Here is a 22,215-nt window from a genome sequence, read left to right on the forward strand (position 1 = left end):
AAACGGCAGTCCGACCGGCCCCGCGGATACGCGTCTCATCTATGGGTCTCCATCCGTACGCTTGATTCGTTATCGTGATGCGTCGTTTGTGGAAACTATGATCGGGCGATACCCACAAGTAAATGGATGCAGAGTTCCAAACGACCGAAACCGCGCAATCCTAGCGTTCATACGGTATTTGACAGATTTTCAAACAGCCTTCAATTTATTTGCTCAGACAAATACCCAAGCTGTATAACACGCGTTTGAACGGCGCCTGCCGATCCGCGCTTGGCCAAGCCAGCCGGGCCTGAGCCGCTCGCATGCATGTTGCGGCGCAACCTTACACATCGATGATCGCGAGCGTGCCGTGGCTGCCCGGCAGCACCGCGTGAAGGGTTCCGGCAAGCGCCAGGTACATCTGCCCGGCCTCGACCACGACCGTCTCGCCCCCGACCTCGAGCATCATCCGGCCGTCCAGCACCAGCAATCCCTCGTTGTAGTCGTGCACTTCCGCTTCATAAGCCTGCGCATCCATGCGCAGCACCTTGATCCTGGCCGGCCCGACCTCGCCGACGATCGTGGATTTCCACGCGACGGCCTGCGCCGCCGCCACGGATCTGAAATCGATCAAAGCCATGTGCCCCGCTCCGCGAACGATGAGAGGAACGCATTATCGCGAGCGCCGCGCATGCCGTCCCGGTACGGCGCGGCGGCCTTCGGGCGGCACAGTCGGCCGGCCAGCCGCGCGGCGGCCGAGCCGAGCCCCGATCGCTGCCCGATTCGCCGAAAGCGGCGCAAATTGTTCGCGCATCGCAAATAAAGCGCCGCGTTATTCAGCAACACACGGTCAATTCACGCAAATCCGGCGCCGGCAACGCACGCCCTTTCCACGAGCATGCATTTCCATCTACCGATTGCTAATATGGCGGTCCCGCGATCCCGCACCACAACGCCGTTCGACATGACGCCCGTTCGCCATGCCGTCCCCGATCCCGGCCGCTTCGCGAGCGGCGGCGATGCCGGGCACGCGCGGCACACACCGTCGCGCCGGCCGGCCATGCCACCCGTGAGCATGCAACCGATCCTTTCCGTCTCCGATCTTTCCAAGACCTACGCGTCCGGCTTCCAGGCGCTGAAGCACGTGACCCTCGATATCCGCCCCGGCGAGATCTTCGCGCTGCTCGGCCCGAACGGCGCCGGCAAGACGACGCTGATCGGCTCGATCTGCGGCATCGTCACGCCGACCGAAGGGCGCGTGACGGTCGGCGGCCACGACATTCGCGATCGATACCGCGCGGCCCGTGAAATGATCGGCCTCGTGCCGCAGGAACTGACGACCGACGCGTTCGAAACCGTCTGGGCGACCGTGTCGTTCAGCCGCGGCCTGTTCGGCAAGGCGCCCAATCCCGCGCATATCGAGAAGACGCTGAAGGCGCTGTCGCTGTGGGACAAGCGCGACAGCAAGCTGATGACGCTGTCGGGCGGCATGAAGCGCCGCGTGATGATCGCGAAGGCGCTGTCGCATGAGCCGCGCATCCTGTTCCTCGACGAACCGACGGCCGGCGTCGACGTCGAGCTGCGCCGCGACATGTGGAAGCTCGTCGATTCGCTGCGCGAGAGCGGCGTGACGATCCTGCTGACCACGCACTACATCGAGGAAGCCGAGGAAATGGCCGACCGGATCGGCATCATCCTCGGCGGCGAGCTCGTGCTCGTCGAGGAAAAGCATGAGCTGATGCGCAAGCTCGGCAAGAAGCAGCTCACCGTGCAGCTCGAGCACCCGCTCGCCGACGTGCCGCCCGCGCTCGCGCCGTTCGGGCTCGAACGCGCGGACGACGGCGCCGCGCTCGTCTACACGTACGACTCGCAGCGCGACGACGCGAGCATCGCGAAGCTGATCAACGCGCTCGGCTCGGCCGGCATCGGCTTCCGCGACCTGCACACGACGCAGAGCTCGCTCGAGGACATTTTCGTCAGCCTGATCGACAACCGCCGCAACGGCATGCAAGGAGCCTGACGCATGAACCTGCAAGGCATCAGCGCGATCTACCGCGCAGAAATGGCCCGCACGCGCCGCACGCTGATGCAGAGCATCATCGCGCCGGTGATCTCGACGTCGCTGTACTTCGTGGTGTTCGGCTCCGCGATCGGCTCGCGCATCAGCGACGTGAACGGCATCGGCTACGGCTCGTTCATCGTGCCGGGCCTCGTGATGCTGTCGCTGCTGTCGCAGAGCATCTCGAACGCGTCGTTCGGCATCTACTTCCCGCGCTTCACGGGCACGATCTACGAGATTCTCTCCGCGCCCGTGTCGTACTGGGAGATCGTGATCGCGTATGTGGGCGCGGCCGCGTCGAAGTCGATCCTGCTCGGCGTGATCATCCTCGCCACGGCCGGCCTGTTCGTGCCGCTGCACATCCTGCATCCGTTCTGGATGGTGCTGTTCCTCGTGCTGACGGCGATCACGTTCAGCCTGTTCGGCTTCGTGATCGGCATCTGGGCCGACAGCTTCGAGAAGCTGCAGCTCGTGCCGCTGCTGATCATCACGCCGCTCACGTTCCTCGGCGGCAGCTTCTATTCGGTCGACATGCTGCCGCCCGCGTGGCGCGTCGTCACGCTGTTCAACCCGATCGTCTACCTGGTCAGCGGCTTCCGCTGGTCGTTCTACGGCATCGCCGACGTGCACGTGGGCGTCAGCCTCGGCGCGACGTCGCTGTTCCTCGTCATCCTGCTGGCGATCGTCGCGTGGATGTTCCGCACCGGCTACAAGCTGAAGAACTGACGCAAGACGGCGCACCCCGCGCCGCCGCCGATGACGCATTTGAGCAAGCAGGCGGCGTTTTTCCTCTGATGCGGCATTTTGTGGTCGCGTCTACTGAAGATGAAGCATCGGGGCCTCGGAGCACACGCTTCGCGGCCCCTTTTCATTTCAGAGGACGCCATGCCCGCCGCCACCGCTCCCGCCTCCGCCGCCGCCCGGCTCGAACGCCTGCCGTTCTCCGGCTATCACAAGCGGATCTTCTTCATCATCGCGATCGCGTTCTTCTTCGACTCGGTCGACCTCGGCACGATGACCTTCGTGCTCGGCTCGATCCGCAAGGAGTTCGGGCTGTCGACCGCGGCCGCCGGCCTCGTTGCGAGCGCAAGCTTCTTCGGGATGGTACTCGGCGCGGCCGTCGCCGGCCTGCTCGCCGACCGCTTCGGCCGCCGGCCCGTGTTCCAGTGGAGCATGGTGCTGTGGGGCGCGGCCTCCTATCTGTGCTCGACCGCGCAGAGCGTCGACGCGCTGATCGTCTACCGCGTGCTGCTCGGGATCGGGATGGGGATGGAATTCCCGGTCGCGCAAACCTTGCTGTCGGAATTCGTGCCGACCGAGAAGCGCGGCCGCCTGATCGCGCTGATGGACGGCTTCTGGCCGCTCGGCTTCATCACGGCCGGCATCGTCGCGTACTTCGTGCTGCCGCAGTTCGGCTGGCGCACCGTGTTCGCGCTGCTCGCGATTCCCGCCGTGTTCGTGCTCGTCGTGCGCCGCATCGTGCCGGAATCGCCGCGCTGGCTCGAACATGCGGGCCGGCACGCGGAAGCCGACACGGTGATGCACGCGATCGAGGCGAAGGTGATGCGCTCGGCCGGCGTCACCACGCTGCCGCCGCCGTCGCGGCTTGCCGAGCCGGTCGCCGCCCGCGGGCGCGGCGCGCTGCGCGAGATCTGGAGCGGCGTGTACCGGCGCCGCACGGTGATGGTGTGGCTGCTGTGGTTCTTCGCGCTGCTCGGCTTCTACGGCCTCACGTCGTGGCTCGGCGCGCTGCTGCAGCAGGCCGGCTTCGAAGTCACGAAATCGGTGTTCTACACGGTGCTGATCTCGCTCGGCGGCGTGCCGGGCTTCCTGTGCGCCGCGTGGCTCGTCGAGCGCTGGGGGCGCAAGCCGACCTGCATCGCGTCGCTGCTCGGCGGCGGCGCGATGGCATACGCATACGGCCAGAGCGCGCTGTACGGCGGCAGCATGGCGCTGCTGATCGGCACCGGCCTCGCGATGCAGTTCTTCCTGTTCGGGATGTGGGCCGCGCTGTACACGTACACGCCGGAGCTGTACGGCACCGGCGCGCGCGCGACGGGCTCGGGCTTCGCGTCGGCGATCGGGCGCGTCGGCTCGCTGATCGGCCCTTACGTGGTCGGTGTCGTGCTGCCCGTGTTCGGCCAGGGCGGCGTGTTCACGCTCGGCGCGCTGTCGTTCGTCGCGGCCGCGCTCGCCGTGTGGACGCTCGGGATCGAGACGAAGGGCCTCGCGCTGGAGCAACTGGCGGCGGGCGATGAAGCGGGTAGCGGCGGCCGGTACGCGGCCGCGGCGGACAAGGTGTCCTGAGCGCCCGGTCAGCCTGGGTGTTCCTGACGGCCGGGACGGCGTTCGGTGCCGTGCCCGGCCGGCCGCTGCTTGAACTGACAGGATTCGCGGCCAGCCCGTGCCGATCTTCACGAAGCATGTCCATCAATGGGATGCGCTGGTCGTGTATCTGCCGGCGTACCAGGCGCTGCTGTCGTCGGACCTCCTGATGCGCTTCGGCGACGAAGCCGCCGCCGACCCGCTGCCGGCGTTCCTCGATTCGATCCGGCGCTCGGACTACCTGCCGTCGCTCGCACACCTGGCGAGTGCGGTGCGCCGGACCCAGGCGCTCGATCTCGACGTCATCCTGCCGATGCACGGCCCGGTGATCACGCACGACATCCCGCGCGTGCTCGCCGGCGCGATCGCGCATTGCGACGCCGCCGCCGCGTAAGCCGCGGAGTCGGCAATCCGACGGCGGCGCAGCAGGTTCCGAGCCGGTTCCGGTCAGGCGCCGGCGACGACGAACTCTTCGGCCGCCTTGCGCTGCACTGCGGCCATCACCGCCAGTTCGCGCTTGCTGCGCGCGTCGCCGGACACGACACCCGTTGCGTTCTTCGCCTTCGCGCCCAGCGGGAAGAAGACAAACGACGCGCCGGCCGGAGCCGCCGGCTCGGCGCGCAAGCGTTTGTTCAGGATTTTCAGGTACTTTTTCTTCGAGACTTCCTTGGCAGCCATGGCGTCCTCCGCGTGAACGTGGTGAAGATCAGCATACCAGTTTTGGCAACAGGCTCCGCTGCAAGGCCCGCCGGTGCGCAGTCAGCGAAAATTCGTCGGCCCGATGTCGATTCGCGCCGCCGTCGCGCGTCGTGTTGTCGTAACCGATCGTCTTGCCGTCGGCACGGCCGGCGGCGCCCCCTCATTCCATTCAAGGAGAGTCCGCCATGCGCGTCCTGGTAATCGTCAAGGCCACCGCCGATTCCGAATCCGGCCGGATGCCCGACCCTGAAATGATCGCCGCGATGGGCCGGTTCAACGAAGAACTGGCGCAAGCCGGCATCCTGCTCGCCGCCGACGGGTTGCATCCGAGCATGCGCGGCAAGCGCGTGCACTTCGCCGGCAAGAACCGCACCGTCATCGACGGCCCGTTCGCCGAGACGAAGGAACTCGTCGCCGGCTTCTGGCTGTGGCAGGTGAAATCGATGGAAGAAGCGGTCGAATGGGTGAAGCGCTGCCCGAACCCGATGCCGGGCGACTCCGACATCGAGATCCGCCCGCTGTTCGAGGCTGAAGACTTCAGCCCGGCCTTCACGGCCGAGTTGCAGGAGCAGAAAGCGCGGCAGCGCGCGCAAGCCGAGGCCGGGAAACACGCATAAGCCGGGCGACGCTCGACGGTTTCGCACGACCGTCGGGCGCCGCGTCTACCCGCTGATGCGTGCGCGTCTCACGCGCGTTTGCGCGGCACCGCGAGCCGCTCGACCGCGCCGCCGGTCACGTCCCTGAACATTCCGGCATTGCCGTACGCCCGCGCGGCGAGCATCGCGCCATAGACCAGCGACACGAATGTCGCGGCCTCGGTCTGCACCGACACGCCCGGCTGCACGATGCCGTCCTTCACCCCTGCCTCGAGCACGCGCACCAGCCACGCGGCGAGGTCGTCGAAATGCGCCTTCACCGCCCGTGCGACTTCGTCAGGCAGCGCCGGCAGTTCCGCGCCGAGCATGCCGGCGACGCAGAACGGCGCGCTGTCGTCCGCGATGCAGCGTTCCCAGTAGCCGAGGTATGCGCGCATCTGCACCAGCGCGTCGGCGCCGCTCGATTCGAGCAGCGCCATGTCGGCATCGAAGTTCGCCTGCGACTGCTGCAGCACGGCAACCGCCAGATCCGCCTTCGTCGGAAAGTGGTGGTGAATGCTCGCCTTCCGGATGTCGATCGCGTCCGCAATGTCGGCATAGCTGAATCCGCTGTAGCCGCGCCGCATGATCAGTTGCCGCCCGGCTTCGAGAATGCGGGCCGCCGTGCTGTCACCCGTTACCGTCATATTTGCCTACCATCTAGTCGGATGAAAAACAGGATAGTTTACCGCCCTGAGATAGTCTTTTCCAGTCGCAGTTTCTCCTTGCCTCATTTACCTACCTACTAGTAGGATGAGTACATCGACGAAACAAGAAGCCTGTCGATACCCGACGGTTCCCTACCCTGTCTTTCTTCTGGAGAATGAAAATGAAGCGCTTGTCCCAAGTCCGCCAGATCGCGGCCGCTGTCGCGTTGTCCGCCGCCGCACTCGGCTCGCATGCGGCCGTCGCCGCCCCCGTCAAGAACGTCGTGCTGGTCCACGGCTACTTCGCCGACGGCTCGGGCTGGCAAGCCGTCTCGAACATCCTGACGCGCGACGGCTACAAGGTTGCCGTCGTGCAGCAGCCGGAAACGTCGTTCGACGACGACGTGAAGGCGACCCGCCGCGTGGTCGACGCGCAGGACGGCCCGAGCATCCTCGTCGGCCACAGCTACGGCGGCGCGGTGATCACGGAGGCCGGCAACGACGACAAGGTCGCGGGCCTCGTCTACGTGGCCGCGTTCCAGCCCGACACCGGCGAAAGCCCGCTCGACCTGACCAAGAAGACGCCGCCCGCGACGAAGGCGATCAAGGCCACCGAAGACGGCCACCTGGTGTTCGACGAAGCGTCGTTCCACGCCGACTTCGCAGCCGACGTGCCGGCCGCCGAAGCGAAATTCATGGCGATCTCGCAAGTGACGCCGGCCGCGCAGTCGTTCGGCGTGCCGATCACGCACGCCGCATGGCGGACGAAGCCGAGCTGGGCAGTGGTCGCCACGGCCGACCGCGCGATCAACCCCGAGCTCGAGCGCTTCATGACGCAACGCGCCGGCAGCAAGACGATCGAACTCAAGTCGAGCCACGTCGCCTACCTCTCGCACCCGGCCGAAGTCGCGAAGCTGATCGAACAGGCTGCCAAGGGCGCCGGCAAAGAGTGAGGCAACCCATCGCCCGCATCCCGCCGTTGACGCTGCCCGCCGAGTAACGTATCGTTTTGACACGTTACTCGGCGAAATCCTTCCGTCATGCATTCCCGCTTCGACCGTTTCCGCACCACCGCGCTCGGCGCCCAGCTCGAAGCGTTGATCGCGCAACCCGAGCGCTACGCCGAATTCGCGGCGCTGTCGCGCGTGGGCGTCGCCGCGATCGGCGCGGTTCAGCACGAGATCGCGCACAAATTCCCCGAAATCGAAACCGACACGACCGCCCGCCAGTTCTGCGGCGCGATGGTCGCGGAAATCATGCGCCGCCACGGCCACGACGTCGTGCAGGCACGCGGGCGGCTCGGCGGCACGCTGTTCAGCTATGGCGCGGTGTTCAGCGCCTATCCGCAGGTGCTGCCATTCGCTGATGCGGTCGCCGCGCTGGCGCGCCTGCCCGACCGGCTCGCCGCGTATGCCGCACACGTGCCGGCCGCGCTGTGGACACGCCGCCCCGACGGCACGGGCTTCTCGCTCGTCGAGCACGCGTGCCACCTGCGCGATCTCGACGCGGTGTTCGCCGAACGCATCGACGCCGTGCGCACGCTCGAACTGCCGGTGATCGCGTCCGTCGACGGCACCGTGCTCGCCGCGCAACGCGACTATCTCGCGCAGCCGCTTGACGCGGCCGTCTCGGCATTCCGCGCGGGCCGCGCCGCGCTGTGCGCAACCGTGGCCGCACTGGCGCCGTCGCAACTCGCACGCTGCGGGCTGCGCGACGGCATCCGCCGCATGTCGCTCGACGAACTCGTGCGCGAACTGCTCGACCACGACCGCACGCATGTGCTCGAACTCGACGAACTGCTCGCCGAACTCGGATTGCCGCCCCTTCCTTCCACGCCCGCCCCATGACCCGGCCCACGCCCGTCGTCTTCATCCACGGTTTCATCGGCACGCTCGACGTGCGCGGGTGGAACGGCCCGCATCTCGCCCCCGACCTGCTCGGCTACGGCGCGCATCGCGCGGTACCGTTCGACGCGATCACGCTCGCCGCGCAGGTCGAGCATGTGCGACACGCCATCGATACGCACTTCGGAATGCAGCCGGTCGATATCGTCGGCCACTCGGTCGGCGGTGCGATCGCGATGCTGTTCGCGCACGCGCACCCCGAACGCGTGCGGCGGATCGTCAACGTCGAAGGCAACTTCACGCTCGACGATGCGTTCTGGTCGGCGTCGGTCGGCCGCATGACGGCCGCCGAAGCCGACGCGATGCTCGACGGCCTGCGCGCCGATCCGCCCGGCTGGCTGCGCGGCGCGATCGACGCGCCATCGCCGGGCCTGCTCGACGACGCCCGCCGCTGGCTCGCGCATCAGCCGGCATCGACGCTGCGCGCGATGGGCCGCTCGGTCGTCGCGACGACCGGCGAACCCGGCTATCTGCGGCGGCTCGCCCAGGTATTCGAGCATCGCCCGGTCTGGCTGATGGCCGGCGAACGCTCGCGCGCGGGCTGGCACGTGCCCGACTGGGCACGCGCCCGCTGCGCCGGCTTCGACACGATCGAACGCTGCGGGCACCTGATCCCGGCCGAACGGCCCGATGCGTTTCGCGCGGCGCTCGAGCGCATCGTGTCCGCGCCGGCCGCCTGACAACCCGTAGGATTCGCCGAAATATGGTTGAAAGGCGCGGTTGCTAGAGTCGCCCGAACAGGGTTTCCCGGCGCCCGGCGCCGAACGGGGTCGACACATGCGAGGATCGCTGAACCTGGCACGCGCCTTCTGGCTGCTTCTGCTGGTCGCCATTTCAGGCCCTGCCCTCGCATTCCATGCGCGCGTCGTCGCGATTCCCAGCGCCGCGATGAACGAGACGCTCGAGGCCACCGTCGTGCTGCCCGACGCTTATGCGCGCGGCGCCCGCAACGGCGACCGCTATCCGGTCGTCTATCTGCTGCACGGCTCGGGCGGCGACCATACCGACTGGACGTCGAACACGCACATCGCCGCGCTGGCCGACCGTTACCACGTGATCCTCGTGATGCCCGACGGCGGGCACGAGAGCTGGTACATCGACAGCCCGTTCGACTCGGGCAGCCGCTACGAAACCTTCATCGGCGACGAAGTCGTGTCCTACGTCGATTCGCACTTCCGCACGATCGCGACGCAACGCGCCCGCGCGATCACCGGGCTCAGCATGGGCGGCTTCGGCGCGCTGCGCATTGCGCTCGACCGGCCCGACACGTTCGGCGCGGTCGGCAGCATCAGCGGCGCGGTCGATCCGCGCTGCTGCGAGGACGAGCCGGGCATCGACCATGTATTCGGCGACCCCGGCCGCCATCCGTCGTTCTGGAACCGCAACGTGATCGCCGCCAACGCCGGCGCGTTCGTGCGCGCGCATCTCGACCTCACGATCGATTGCGGCCGCGACGACACGTTCGTCGGCTCGAACCGCACGCTGCACGAACGGCTCGTCGCGCTCGGCGTGCCGCACGACTATGCGGAGCGGCCTGGCGGCCACACCTGGGATTACTGGGGGAATGCGATCCGCTACCAGATGCGGTTCTTCGCGACGTCGTTCCAGCATGGCGGCTATGCGTACCATCCCGCGCCCCGTGCGCCGGGCGTGACGCGCGCGGGTTGACGCGCGTTGCATCGCCGCGTCGCATGTCGCCGCCGGCCGCCTCGACAGCGTGCTTGAAGACGGGTGCCCGACCTTCCCCGGTCATCACCTGTACGACGCGAGCCGGCGGCAGTCGTCACGCGCGCTCGCGGTGAGCGTCGAGGCGCTGCGCTATCGCACATGAGTCGACGACGCGCCGCCGCTGCGCCGCGATTCATGAACCGGATCGATAAGTGCATGCGGATTGCCGGGGATTATCGATAGGCGCATCGGTGACTACCATCGACGGTGTTCCCCACGTTCCCCGGAGCCCTCGATGTCCGAACCGACTTCCGCCGCGCGCAAAGCGTTCGGCGCCATCGCCCCCGCCCTCGCCGACTACACCGACAACGTGCTGTTCGGCGACGTCTGGCAGCGCCCCGGCCTGTCTCCGCGCGATCGCAGCCTCGTCACGGTCGCGAGCCTCGTGTCGCTGTATCGCGTCAACGAACTGCCGTTCCACCTGAAGAAGGCGCTCGACAACGGCCTCACGCGCGACGAGCTGGTCGAAACGATCACGCACCTCGCGTTCTACTCGGGCTGGCCGACCGCAAGCTCGGCGCTGCCGATCGCGCAGCGCGTGTTCGACGAAGCCGGCGCGTAAGCACGGCCGCCCCTCATTCAACCGGCGGGCGCGCGCCCGCATGGAGCCTTCATGGATTACCGCTATCTCGGGCGCAGCGCGCTCAAGGTGTCGCCGCTGTGTCTCGGCGCAATGATGTTCGGCGGCGAGACCGACGAAGCGACATCCTCACGGATCATCGACAAGGCGTTCGACCAGGGCGTCAATTTCATCGACACGGCCGACGTCTATCACGCCGGCCGCTCGGAAGAAGTCGTCGGCCGCGCGATTGCGTCGCGTCGCGACAGCTGGGTCGTCGCGACGAAGTTCGGCTATCCGGCCGGGCCGGACGCCGGGCCGAACCGGCAGGGCCAGTCGCGCAAATGGATCGTCGAATCGGTCGACGCGAGCCTGAAGCGGCTCGGCACCGACTACATCGACATCCTCTATTTCCATCGCGCGCTGACCGATGCGCCGCTCGATGAAGGCATGCGCGCGATCGCCGACCTGATCCGGCAAGGCAAGCTGCGCTACTTCGGGTTGTCGAACTTCAAGGGCTGGCGCATCGCCGAGGTCGTGCGACTCGCCGACCAGCTCGGCATCGATCGCCCGGTCGCGAGCGAACCGCTGTACAACCTCGTCGATCGCACGGCCGAGGTCGAACAGCTTCCGGCCGCCGCGCACTACGGGATCGGCGTCGTGCCGTACAGCCCGCTCGCGCGCGGCGTGCTGACCGGCAAATATGCGGTGAATGCGCAGCCGCCCGCCGATTCGCGCGCCGGCCGCGGCGACCGGCGTATCCAGCAAACGGAATGGCGGCCCGAATCGTTGCACATCGCACAGCAGGTGGCCGCGCATGCGGCCGCGCGCGGCACGACGTCGGTTGCGTTCGCGCTTGCGTGGGTCATGAAGAACCGCATCGTCAGTTCGACGATCGCGGGGCCGCGCACCGAAGCGCATTGGGACAGCTACATCGATGCGCTCACGCTCGAACTCGGCCCGGACGACGAACGGTTCGTCGATGCGCTCGTGCCGCCCGGCCATGCATCGACGCACGGCTATACCGATCCCGGCTACCCGGTCGAAGGCCGCAAGGTCTGAAGCTGGAGCGGGATGATTGAATGACATGCCGGGCGCGATGCCCGGCATGAAGATGAACACGCGTCGCCCGACGCGCATTCACGTTGATGCTGCTTGATCAGTTGTCGTGCGTCGTGTCGGCGCTGACGACGCGATCGAAGCATTCCTGCGCACGCGCCAACTCGTCGAGCGCGCGATCGAGGCGCGACATCGCGCGTGCATATTCGGCCGACGAAACGTCGTCGTCGCTTTCGCCGCGCACGGCGCGAAAGGCCTGATCGACGTTGCGCGTGGCTTCGACGAAGCGTTGCGCGGCCCGGGCTTCCCGCGAACAGATGTGGGTCGACATCGACACTTCTCCCTCAGGGTTGCAGTGTGAAGCACGCCGACGCTCAGTGTGCGTGGTGCGCATGTCGGCGGCGTGAACCACGACCCATCGATTGTCGACGCATCGGCCGCCGCGCAGCGCGCTTCGTGCCGATTGTCTCTCTGCGCTCGCCGCTCCGCTATGGCGAGATTGCAACACATTCTTGCGCGATTCCGCTGCGCGCGTTTCGTCATGCGCGCCCGATGCGCGAATGCGCAAGGCCCGCGAACGCGGCCGCCTCACCCGGCGACAGGTCGAACAGGTCGCCGGTGAGATCGCGCGGATGCTCGGCCGCCGGCCGATTGCGCAAGCGCGCGACGTGCGTGGGCGCAACATACGCGGCCGCCGTTTCGATCGGCGGCACGTCGAACAGATCGCGCGTGACGCCGCGCACGGCGTCGGTCGGCGAGCGGCCGCGCAAGCGCGCAACGAGTTCGACGAAGCGATCGAAATCGCCCGCGCGCGTGGCCTTGTTCACCTCCGCGAGATCGCGCGCCTTCAACACGCACGGCTGCGCGAGCCGCACGAAATACGGTGCTTCGAGCTCGACCGACAGCGCGAGCGGATAGCTCTTGCCCGTCTGCTCCTTCGCGCGCCCGACGCAATCGACCACGGCCGCCCCTTGTGCGGCGCCGAGCGGCTTGCCGGTGCTCACGCTGCGCAGGTGATCGGGAAACACGCGCAATTGCGTGCCGACCGTCAGCGCGGTGGATGACGCGCACACGAGCGCGTAGTGCTGTTCGCGGCGCCGGCCCGACGGCAACGTCGAGCGACTGGCGATGAACGTGTGCGGCGGCAACGGCCGCACCTGCCCGCTCGCGTCGACCCATGCATTCCACAGCAGCATGTCTTTCCGCTCGCCTGCGCGCGGGCGCGATGCGACCGGCGAAAACAGCGCGAGCAGCGAGCCGGTGCGATGCGCGGCGACTTGCGCGCTGCTGCCGAGCGGCTGGTTGATGCCCCACAGAAACCGCCCGCCCCCGAGCCGGCGCTCCCATTCCTTGCGGAGCACGACGGTCGGCAGTTCCTCGCCGGACTCGGCACCGATCTTGGTCCAGCAGAACGTGGGGGGGAGGTGTTTCAGTGTCATCAACTTTCTCGGGATACAGCCTCGCCGGTGACAGCAAGCCCATTCAACAGCCGTAACTGTATAGGTATAATGCATCGCATGGAAGCCCCGGACCAAGATTTTCCCGTTCAAGACCTGTTGCGCCGTCTGATGGCAGATACACGCTCGTCCAGCGAAATAGCGCGACTCTCCGGGGTCAGCCAGCCGACCGTATCGCGCCTGAGGCTATCGAACGGGCATCGGCTGCGCCGCAGCGCGCCATTCAATAAGCTATGCAGTTTCTATGGTGTCGATACCGGGCCGTCGCGCCGCCAGTACAACGACCTGCTGCGCGACGCGATCGTCGACGCATGGGATGGGTCGGACGAGCACGGGCGCGCGCTGCTGGTCGTGATCCAGGGGTTGAAGGGGTTGCAGGCGAAGGCGGATGATGGGTGATGGGGGGGTGCGGGACGCTGGATCTCCGCCGCTGCGATTGCGATCGGCAGCGGCTTGCTGCTATCTGCCAGTCGCTGATCCCGAAGTGCAAAAGCCAGCGTCCGTAACGCGCGATACGGGTACGGATAAAGCCCCTACTGCTCCAGCCCCACCGCCAGCGGCCGCTGATCGCTGCGCCCGTGATCGTCGACCACCCGCACCGTATAACTGCCGGCCGTACCCGGCTGCCAGAACAGCGCATCGCCCGGCGCACTGCGCCCGACAAACACGTCGTTGACGAACCAGTACAGCGCATGCGCACTCGCGTCGGCCGTCGCGTTGAACGCGATGCGCGTCTCCTCGGTATGCTTCACGCGCATCGCATACGTACTGCCGCGCAGCGGCGACGTGATGCGCGGCGGGTCGCCCTCGACCTGCCCCGCGTCGCGGCAGTCCGCGTTCTGCGGCGGCCGCCGGCGCGGAATGCCGGCCTGCGTGAACACCTGCTGCAGATCCGACGGCCAGAACTCGAAGATCTCCGTATGCGTGCGCTTGCCGTCGTACGGCGGGCACGCGGCCTTCCCTGTCGCATCGTCGATCACGACCGGCCGGTGCACGGTACTCACGCGAATCGGCGACGTGCCCGGAATGAACCACGTCCAGCCCTGCTGCGGGCACCACTCGTTCGGCAAATCGCCGCTCGCGAGGCAGATTCGCACGCGCTTCAGCTTCGGCGGCACCGCGCGCGGCGGCTCGACGAGCGTGCGCTCGGCATTCAGCGCATCGACGACCTGGAAGAACAGCGGCGCCGCCGCATCGACGCCGACGAACGCCGTATTGGTCGAGTTGTCGAAGTTGCCGACCCACACGACCAGCACGTACGGGCCGAACACGCCGGCCGTCCACGCATCGCGGAACGACCATGACGTGCCGGTCTTCCAGTAGACCGGCACGCTCGATGGCTGCGCGCCGCTCGTCTCGTCGGGGCGCAGATGCTGGCGCAGCATGTCCATCGTCATGTAGCTCGCCTCGGCGCTGAGCAGACGCCGGCCGGGCAACGCCGGTTCGTCCGCGCGCAGCCGCAGCGGCCGGAACTCGCCGCGATTCGCGAGCATCGCGTAGAGCGCCGCGAGATCCTGCATCGTCACTTCGCCGCCGCCGAGCACGAGCGCGAGCCCGTAGTGCTGCGCGCTCGCGAGCCGGCGCACGCCGGCTTCCTGCAGGAACCGGTACAGATCGGGCGACTTGAGCTGCGACGCGACCCACACGGCCGGCACGTTGCGGCTGCGGTTCAGCGCATCGGTCGCGGTGATCGGCCCGAGAAAATGGCCGTCGAAATTCTCCGGCGCATACGGGCCGAACGCGGTCGGCACGTCGCGCAGCACGGTCTGCGGGTGCAGCACGCCCTGGTCGAAGCCGAGCGCATAGATGAACGGCTTGAGCGTCGAGCCGGGCGAACGCCGCGCAAGCGTACCGTTCACCTGCCCGTCGATCGTGCGGTCGAAGAAGTTCGCGGAGCCGACGAGCGCCTTCACGCCCATGTCGCGCGTATCGACGAGGATCGCCGCCGCATTGCGCACGCCGCGCGTGTCGTTGCGCGCGACATAGCGTGCAATCTGCCGCTCGAGCGTGTGCTGCAGGTCGAGATCGAGTGTCGTCACGAGCCGCGCGTCGGCGTCGCTGTCGTTCGCCGCCGCGCTCGCGGCCGTGCGCCACGCGCTGCGCGCGGCGAGCGCCTGGTCGACCGCATGCGGCGCATCGAACGGCAGCGCGGACAGCGGCCGCATTGCCAGCGGCAACGCGAACAGCGGCTTGAACGATGCATCGCCCGGATGCTTCGTCAGCCAGCGCGCATACAGCCGGTTGCGCGACGCGGCCAGCGCGCGGTTGATTTCATCCTGCCCGCCGCGCACCCGCCGCGCCGGGTCCTGCGGAATCACCGCGAGCGCGAGCGCCTCAGGCAGCGTCAGCGCGTCGGGCATCCGGTCGAAATAGACGACGCTCGCGGTGCCCGCGCCTTCGACGTTGCGGCCGTACGGCGCATCGTTCAGATACGCTTCGAGGATCTGCCGTTTCGAATAGAAGAGTTCGAGCTGCACCGCGCGCGCAACCTGCTCGAGCTTGCCGGCCGGCGTGCGCGTGTTCAGCCGCCACAGCGAGCGTGCGAGCTGCATCGTCAGCGTCGAGCCGCCCTGCGGATTGCCGCCGCGCACGTACGTGATCCACGCGCCGCGCGCGAGCCCGTACGGATTGAAACCGGGATGCCACCAGAACCAGCGGTCCTCGTGCAGCATCACGGCTTCGACGAGTTGCGGCGACATCCGCTCGAGCGGCACCCACAGCCGGTAGCGGTCGTCCTTCGCGAGCGTGAGCCGCAGCAAGCGGCCCTGTGCGTCGACCACCGCGACCGACGACGGCTTCCAGTCGCGCAGCGGCGGATGCGGCCACAGCCGGCACGCGGCCAGCACGCCGAACACGAGCAGCGCGCCGGCGAGCCAGTTCTGCCAGCGATGCAACCAACGGCCGGCGCCGTGCAGCACGCGCCGGAGCACCGAAACGGCGTCAGCCACGCGCGGGCGCTCCTCGCACCCGGCGCGGCCGGCAACGACGTTGCAGCCTCATCGTCATCGCACGCGCTCCACCGTCAGCGTCGTACCGCCGGGCGCCTGTGCCTGCAAGCGGCGGTCGTACATCGACTCGCCGTATGCCGGCGGCGCGATGAAGCGGCCCGCGTTGCTCGCCTTGATCCGGTAGACGAACTCGCGCACGTCGGTCGTCGCGGTGCCGTAGATCACCACGCGATCCTCGCGCACGTCCGCGAACTGCGGCTGCCACGTGGAACCCTTCACGCCGATCGGCGAACGCCACGGTGCGTCGGCCACCGGCGCCGACGCGCCGCCATCGCCACTGCTGTCGCCATCCGGTGCGTCGGTGACGGGCGGCGGCGCGATCACCGGATCGAAGCCGCCCGGCAACAGGTCGACGATCGCGACGTTGCCGACGCTCGCGTTGCCCGTCGCGCGGATCTTCAGGTGCACATCGATCTCCTGGCCGACCGTGATCTTGTCGAGCGGCTTGCCGTCCGTGCCGGTGTAGTCGCGCACGATCTCCAGCCCGTTCTTGATCGCCTTCGTCGACGTGCCGCGGTCGTAGCCCGACTGGCTCGCGATCCACCACGCGGGCAGCGAGCTGCCGTTCACGAAATCGACGCGCGACGCACCGGCCGACCACGTGCCCGAGCGCACGAGGTTCGCCTGGATCGACGACACGTCCTTCGGCGCGGCGCCCGCGCGGACCTCGTCGATCGAGAGCTGGTCGAGCTGGCCCGCACTCGACGCCGCGTACGCATCGAGCGCGAGGATCGTCATCGCCGACGACAGCGTGTTGTAGCGGTTGTCGACGAGCGGCGCGGCGAGGTTGTCCATCGCGCGCGGCGACAGCTTGCGCACGCGGTCGGGGAAGTGCTTCGCGATCAGGTACAGCACGCTCGCGTCGCGCGTCAGCGGATCGAGGTAGTAGCCGGTCACGTAGCCGCCGTCGGAGGCGCGCTTGCGCTCGAGCAGCGCCTGCGGGCCCGCGATCAGCGCCGCGGCCTCCTTGTCCTGCTTCAGCAGCTGGTACGACGCGGCGAGCCATGCAGCCGCGAGATCGTTCTTCCAGTCGTTCGGGTACGCATCCTGCAGCCGCTTCTGCACGGCCGCGAGGCTGTTGGTCGTCACGTTGCCCTGGCGCGTCAGCAGATACACCGCGTACGCGCGCTGCCGCAGCAGGTCGAGCGAACCGAGCGAATCGTTCGCTGCAAGCTTCTGCAGATACGCGTTCCCCGCGTCGAGCATGTCCTTCGGCACCGCGATGCCGCGCTCGCGCGCGTCGAGCAGCACGTGCATCGCGTACGCGGACACGAACGGATCGGCGTCGGGCGTCGCGCTCCACAGGCCGAACCCGCCCTGCGCGTTCTGCCGGCTGCGCAGCACGCCGAGGAACTGCACGATCGCCGCCGCGTTCGTCGCGTCGGCGCCGGCGTCGGCCGCATGCATCGCGCTCGTCAGCGCGCGCACCGACAGCCACTTCGCCGCGAACACGCGCGGCACGGCCGCGCTCACCAATTGCTCGCTGCAGTAGTGCTCGAAGTTGACGAGGTACGACGACAAGCCTTCGGACAGCACGAGCGGCGCGGTCGAGATGCTCGCGTCGCGCGATGCATACGCGTCGTACATCGGCCGCAGGTTCGGCACGCTTGCCTTCTTGCCCGGATCGAGTCGCGCGATGTCGAGCTGCGTGCGGAACGCGGCGGCCGGCCGCACCGATACGTCGACACGCTGCTGCGCGCCCTTCGCGCCATAGCGCGCGCCGAACGACAGCGAACCCGAGCCGAGCGTATCGGTCGCCTTCACGCGGAACATCGCGACACCCTCGTGCTGCGGCGCGAGCGCGACGTTCTGCGTGGCCGGCCCCATCACCTGCAACTGCGGGCCTGTCTTCAGCGTGACCGCGACCGGCACCGGCTGGTTGCCGGCACCCGTCAGGTTGTTCGCGACGCCGACACTGACGTCGGCCTCGTCGCCCGGCGCGAGCGTCGTCGGCACGTTCGGCGACAGCACGAAATCGCCGCGCACCGTCGTCGCGCCTTCGAACGTGCCGACCAGATCCGGCGACACCGACACCGCCATCACGCGCAGCTTGCCGTTGAAATAGTCGGGTACGGTGTAGCTCAGGCGCGTGTCGCCGTTCACGTCGACGATCCCCGACCAGTAGACGACCGGTTTGTCGCGCTTGCGCTTGAACGGGTTCAGCTGGCGGCCGATCGCATCGTCGGCGTCGCCGCCGGGCGCGGCCATCGCCATCAGCTTCTCGAAGTCCGGCAGGATCAGGTCGAGGATCTGCGACGTGCCGACTTCGAGCATCCGCTTGCGGAAGAAGAACTTCAGCGGATCGCCGAGCTTGTAGCGCGCGACCTGCAGGATGCCCTCGTCGACCGCGAACACGACGATCTTCGCGGGCTTCGCCGAATGCACGGTGAAATTCACCGTGTCGCCGGGCTTCACGAGCGCGGGCGCATCGACCGACACCGCGTTGCGGCGCGCATCGAGGTTCACGGAGAACGGCACGACGCCGTAGCTCAGCGGGCTCATGAAGATTTCATCGGACGACGGATCGCGGATGTACTGCACGTTGATGTAGCCGTTGCCCTCGAAGCCGGCCGGCACCGTGATGTGCTGGATCGAGCTCGTCGTGTCCGCATGGAACCACGCGTGCGCATACACCTTGTCGCGCTCGATCGTGATCAGGCCGCTGCCCGCGTAAGGCGCGCGGATCGCGATCTCGACCTGCTCGCCCGGCTTGTAGTCGTGCTTCGCGAGGGTCACCTGCAGCTCCGCGTTGCGGTCGAGCGAGCGCGTGACGTTCGCATCGCCCGTGACCGAATACTCGATCCGGTTCACCGCCGCGCCGGCCGCGTTGCGGATCACGAGCGCATAGCTGCCCGGCTTGTCGGTGCGCAGCGTGAAGTCGAGCCCGCCCGCCGGAATCGTCAGCGGCTTCTCGTCGACCGGCACTTCCTTCAACCGCGAATCGTATTTGTACGCGCCGGAATCCTGCTTGGTCAGCACCGACACGTAGCGCTCCTCGACGAGCTGCGCGCGCAGGTCCTTCACGTCGATCGCCTTCGCGTTCGGATCGATCGCGACGAGCCGCACCGTGCGCGGGCTGCCACGCTTCACGTAGCCGAGATCGTCGACCGACTTGTAGCCGACGAGCCAGTCGTTGTTCGACACGAGCGTCTGCGCATTCGCGGCGACGCTGCGGCCGCCTTCCGCTTCATAGGCCTTCGCCTGGAAGTAGAGCTGGTAAGTCGCGTCCGCGTACTTGTCGAGATCGAGATCGAACTCGGCATGGCCCTTGTCGTCGGTCGCGCCGTCCTGCAGCGTCGTCGTATAGCCCTCCTTCGCGCGGCGGGCATCGAAGAAGCGATAGCCCTGCCAGCTGCGGAACGACGGCCACACCGGGCGCAGCGTCAGCGTCGCCGCGACGCGGCGCTTCTCCGCGGGCGTGCCGAACAGGTTCTGCGCATCGACGATCCCCTTCAGCCCCTTCGGCTTCACCCATCCTTCGACGACCTGCTGCGACAGCTTCGCGTCGACCTTCATCCGGTCGGGCAGGAACTCCTTCACCTGCACCGTCGTGCTGCCGATCGGCTCGGCACCCGGCTGGCCGTCCTTGACGATGTACAGGTTGACCGTCCACGTGCCGGTCGGCGCCGTTTCGGCCGTCGTATAGCCGAGCTCGGTGAAACCCGTCGCATCGACGGTCACCGGCTTGCGCTCGACGGTGATCCCGCGCGGATCGACGATCTCCGCCTGCAGCGGCACGCCGGCCGGGCTGCGCGCCCAGCTCGCCGCGCGCACGATCAGGCCGATGTGGAACGGATCGCCGGGCCGATACAGGCCGCGATCCGAGAACAGGTACGCGGACAGCTGCCCCTGGCCCGTCGCATTGCGCTCGCCGTCGACGTCGAAACGCGAGAAGTCGAGCTGGCGATCGCGGCCGGCCACCGGCAGGAACGACAGGTCGGTGTCCTTCTTCACGACATACAGCTGCGGCCGCTTCTCGCGGTCGAGCCCCTTGAACGCGGGGAAATGCACGATGCCGTCGGCGCCGGTCGTCTGCGTGAACAGCGCCTGGCCGTTCACCGCGAGCACCGACACGGTTGCGCCCGCAACCGGGCGGCCGTTGCGGATCGACTGGACGAACACGTCCTGGCTGCCGTCCAGCGCCTTCTTGACCAGCATCCCGAGATCGGTCACGACGATCAGGCGCGTGTCGCCGAGCGCGTTGTCGCTGTCGCTGTCGTCGCCGTTGCCGTTGCCGTTGCCGTTGTCGTTGCTGTCGCCCGAATCGGCGCTGTCCGACTGATCCTGGCTGCCGTCGCCGGACGATGCATCGCTGTCCTTCGCATCGTCGGCTTTCTTCTTCTCGGCCGCCGGGTCGTACTTCGTCAGGTGCAGCAGGAACACGCCGCGCTTGCCGCCCTTCAGGTACTGGCCGAGATCGATGCCTTCGTAATGCGCCTTGCCGGGGTCGCCCGCCGGGAACGCGCGCGTCTGCACGAAGCGCTCGACGATGTGATCCTCGCTGAACGAATACGACAGCTCGGGCCGCGCGTACGTGCCGTTGTTGAAGCTCACGAGATGCTGGAGCTGGTCGGGCAGCACGCGGCCGATCTCGACCTTCATCCCCGGCAGGTTGCGCGACACGACCGACAGCCGCTTGCTGCCGCTCATCGACAGCAGCGAACCGTCGGCCATGAAGCGCAGCAGCTTCGGATAGTCGGGCACCGTGAACGCGGTCGTCACCGGCTCGCCGAGCAGGTAGCCACCCGCCGATTTCAGGTCGCCCGCGAAACGCACGACGATGCGATCGCCCGGCGTCGCGTGATACTTGAAGCTTTGCAGCGTGGCGTAGTCGTTCTCGGTCGGCACCGCGTCGAGCGGCAGCGGCTTCGACTGCTTCAGCACCGCATCGCTGATGTCGGCCACGTTCCATTCGTACGGCGGATCGTCGTCCGACTGATCGACGCCCGGCTTGCGCTTCGGCAGCACCCACGCCTTGGCGCGCGCGGCCAGGTCGGCGCTGCGCACGCCGTCCGACGCTTCCGCGACGAGCACCTGCTCGGGTTCGTAGCGCTCGTTGTCGACGAGCGTCGGCGCGATATTGTCGATGGACAGGCTGTAGAGCCCCGGCACGTCGACCGAAGCATGCAGCACGTCCGGCGTGCCGTTGCCGCCGCGCGCGCTCTTCACGCCCTTGTCGACGTCGAGCCGTGCCACCAGCGGATCGCGCGGAATCTCGAGCGGCTGCGAGTAGACCCACGCGCTCGTCTTCATCTTGTCGTAGTTGACCGTATAGCGCAGCGGCGTCGAATTCTTGCCGTCGCGGCCGACCAGCACGAGGCCGATGCGCTTCTCGAACTCGGCCGGATCGACCGGGTAGTTGAAGCGCAGTTGCAGCAGCGCCTGCTTCTCCGCCGGATTGTCGGGGTTCTGATAGAACTCATTGTTGCCGACCGTTGCGGCGAACGCCGGCAGGTCGAATGCGAAACGGTCGTCGTGCATCGTCACCTGCGGCGCGAACACCCGGTGCACCGCGAAACGCACCTCGACGTGCGCGCCGACCGGCCAGTCGGCCCCCGGCGTGAAGCGCAGCGTCTTGTCGTCGACCCACTCCCATGCGCCCTTCAGCGCAGGCGTCATCTCGATGCCGTCGCCGGCCGGCTTGCCGACCCGTTCGATCGGCGCCGCCGATTGCGCGAACACGACTTCGAGCGGATGCACGGTGACCTTCGGTTTGTCGGTGTCGTCCACCTCATAGGTGGTGATCGCCGGCGCCTTCACGGTGAAGCTGACGGTTTCGGGCTCGGGCGGCTTCGGGCGATGCTTGAGCCAGTACCCGCCATAGCCGAGCGCGGCCGCGAGCAGCACGAGGCCGCCGGCATGCCACGGGCGGCGGCGCACGGCCGCGGCGGTGATGCCCATCCACGCGGGCGCCGCCCACGACACATCGCCGACCAGCGGCCGCAGCGCGCAGCCGAGCAGCCACCAGACGAAGCCCGCCACGCGAATCGGCAGGAGCAACAGGAAGCGCAGCAAATCCATTGTTATTTCCTTGTCAAGGACATGCTGCCTGGTGCGGCAACCTTCCCCGAATTGTTTTGGGTCTGTGACGGCGCGGCCCGGTTGCGCCGTAATTGCTTGGTATGTTCGACCGGATGCTGGGCGCCATTATCGATC

19 protein-coding genes and 1 pseudogene are annotated in these 22,215 nt (G+C 67.7%); 13 read left to right on the top strand and 7 right to left on the bottom strand.

The annotated features are described in order from the left end of the window. Positions 1-322 precede the first annotated feature (322 nt). Positions 323-619 carry a cupin domain-containing protein gene (locus tag HWX36_RS21855; RefSeq protein WP_175954637.1) on the bottom strand — a complete coding sequence of 99 codons (297 nt, stop codon included), beginning with the start codon at positions 617-619 and terminating at the stop codon, positions 323-325. Between the two features lie 435 nt (positions 620-1,054). On the opposite strand from HWX36_RS21855, the gene HWX36_RS21860 reads away from it, so the two are divergent. The 4 genes from HWX36_RS21860 to HWX36_RS21875 all read left to right on the top strand — a co-directional run bounded on the left by HWX36_RS21860 (position 1,055) and on the right by HWX36_RS21875 (position 4,757). Next, positions 1,055-1,999: an ABC transporter ATP-binding protein gene (locus HWX36_RS21860; protein ID WP_175954639.1), complete on the top strand. Its 945-nt coding sequence runs from the start codon at positions 1,055-1,057 to the stop codon at positions 1,997-1,999. 3 nt (positions 2,000-2,002) lie between these two features. Continuing rightward, positions 2,003-2,764, top strand: a complete 762-nt coding sequence (locus HWX36_RS21865; protein ID WP_175954641.1) for an ABC transporter permease — start codon at positions 2,003-2,005, stop codon at positions 2,762-2,764. A gap of 159 nt (positions 2,765-2,923) precedes the next feature. Further along, a complete protein-coding gene (locus HWX36_RS21870; RefSeq protein WP_175954643.1) occupies positions 2,924-4,345 on the top strand; it encodes an MFS transporter in 1,422 nt (473 codons plus the stop codon). Positions 4,346-4,442: 97 nt separating this feature from the next. Further along, positions 4,443-4,757, top strand: coding sequence for a hypothetical protein (locus HWX36_RS21875; protein WP_244136490.1), 315 nt, complete (start codon positions 4,443-4,445; stop codon positions 4,755-4,757). 53 nt (positions 4,758-4,810) lie between these two features. On the opposite strand, the gene HWX36_RS21880 is transcribed toward HWX36_RS21875, so the two are convergent. Then, positions 4,811-5,041, bottom strand: a complete 231-nt coding sequence (locus tag HWX36_RS21880; RefSeq protein ID WP_027790668.1) for a hypothetical protein — start codon at positions 5,039-5,041, stop codon at positions 4,811-4,813. A gap of 206 nt (positions 5,042-5,247) precedes the next feature. Between HWX36_RS21880 and HWX36_RS21885 the strand changes: the two genes are divergently transcribed. Continuing rightward, positions 5,248-5,679 carry a YciI family protein gene (locus HWX36_RS21885; protein WP_175954645.1) on the top strand — a complete coding sequence of 144 codons (432 nt, stop codon included), beginning with the start codon at positions 5,248-5,250 and terminating at the stop codon, positions 5,677-5,679. Between the two features lie 68 nt (positions 5,680-5,747). On the opposite strand, the gene HWX36_RS21890 is transcribed toward HWX36_RS21885, so the two are convergent. Further along, entirely contained in the window at positions 5,748-6,344 is a 597-nt protein-coding gene (locus HWX36_RS21890; RefSeq protein ID WP_175954647.1) for a TetR/AcrR family transcriptional regulator, read from the bottom strand. Between the two features lie 182 nt (positions 6,345-6,526). Between HWX36_RS21890 and HWX36_RS21895 the strand changes: the two genes are divergently transcribed. From HWX36_RS21895 to HWX36_RS21925, 7 genes and pseudogenes are all read left to right on the top strand, one after another. Next, a complete protein-coding gene (locus HWX36_RS21895) occupies positions 6,527-7,297 on the top strand; it encodes an alpha/beta hydrolase (RefSeq protein ID WP_175954649.1) in 771 nt (256 codons plus the stop codon). Positions 7,298-7,384: 87 nt separating this feature from the next. After that, positions 7,385-8,191, top strand: coding sequence for a DinB family protein (locus tag HWX36_RS21900; protein WP_175954651.1), 807 nt, complete (start codon positions 7,385-7,387; stop codon positions 8,189-8,191). After that, complete coding sequence (locus tag HWX36_RS21905) at positions 8,188-8,928, top strand: alpha/beta hydrolase (RefSeq protein ID WP_175954653.1); 741 nt, start codon at positions 8,188-8,190, stop codon at positions 8,926-8,928. Before HWX36_RS21900 ends, HWX36_RS21905 begins: the two co-directional genes overlap by 4 nt. 97 nt (positions 8,929-9,025) lie before the next feature. Continuing rightward, positions 9,026-9,916, top strand: coding sequence for an alpha/beta hydrolase family protein (locus tag HWX36_RS21910; RefSeq protein ID WP_175954655.1), 891 nt, complete (start codon positions 9,026-9,028; stop codon positions 9,914-9,916). Between the two features lie 10 nt (positions 9,917-9,926). Next, positions 9,927-10,079, top strand: a pseudogene (locus HWX36_RS21915) (LysR family transcriptional regulator); the annotation flags it as partial. Between the two features lie 132 nt (positions 10,080-10,211). Then, a complete protein-coding gene (locus HWX36_RS21920; RefSeq protein WP_175954657.1) occupies positions 10,212-10,538 on the top strand; it encodes a carboxymuconolactone decarboxylase family protein in 327 nt (108 codons plus the stop codon). Positions 10,539-10,589: 51 nt separating this feature from the next. Continuing rightward, positions 10,590-11,597, top strand: coding sequence for an aldo/keto reductase (locus HWX36_RS21925; protein ID WP_175954659.1), 1,008 nt, complete (start codon positions 10,590-10,592; stop codon positions 11,595-11,597). 97 nt (positions 11,598-11,694) lie between these two features. Here the strand turns inward: HWX36_RS21925 and HWX36_RS21930 are convergent, their stop codons facing one another. Together HWX36_RS21930 and HWX36_RS21935 are read right to left on the bottom strand one after the other, a co-directional pair. After that, complete coding sequence (locus HWX36_RS21930) at positions 11,695-11,925, bottom strand: hypothetical protein (RefSeq protein WP_175954661.1); 231 nt, start codon at positions 11,923-11,925, stop codon at positions 11,695-11,697. Positions 11,926-12,133: 208 nt separating this feature from the next. Then, a complete protein-coding gene (locus HWX36_RS21935; protein WP_175954663.1) occupies positions 12,134-13,033 on the bottom strand; it encodes a hypothetical protein in 900 nt (299 codons plus the stop codon). Positions 13,034-13,111: 78 nt separating this feature from the next. Here HWX36_RS21935 and HWX36_RS21940 point away from each other — a divergent pair, with 78 nt between their 5' ends. Next, positions 13,112-13,450, top strand: coding sequence for a helix-turn-helix transcriptional regulator (locus tag HWX36_RS21940; protein ID WP_011354126.1), 339 nt, complete (start codon positions 13,112-13,114; stop codon positions 13,448-13,450). 134 nt (positions 13,451-13,584) lie between these two features. Here HWX36_RS21940 and pbpC read toward each other — a convergent pair whose 3' ends face one another. Continuing rightward, positions 13,585-15,999, bottom strand: coding sequence for a penicillin-binding protein 1C (pbpC, locus tag HWX36_RS21945; RefSeq protein WP_175954665.1), 2,415 nt, complete (start codon positions 15,997-15,999; stop codon positions 13,585-13,587). 54 nt (positions 16,000-16,053) lie between these two features. Then, positions 16,054-22,080, bottom strand: coding sequence for an MG2 domain-containing protein (locus tag HWX36_RS21950; RefSeq protein ID WP_175954667.1), 6,027 nt, complete (start codon positions 22,078-22,080; stop codon positions 16,054-16,056). Positions 22,081-22,215: the final 135 nt, after the last annotated feature.

The sequence above is a fragment of the Burkholderia sp. BCC0405 genome (assembly GCF_902833075.1).
Lineage (GTDB): Bacteria > Pseudomonadota > Gammaproteobacteria > Burkholderiales > Burkholderiaceae > Burkholderia.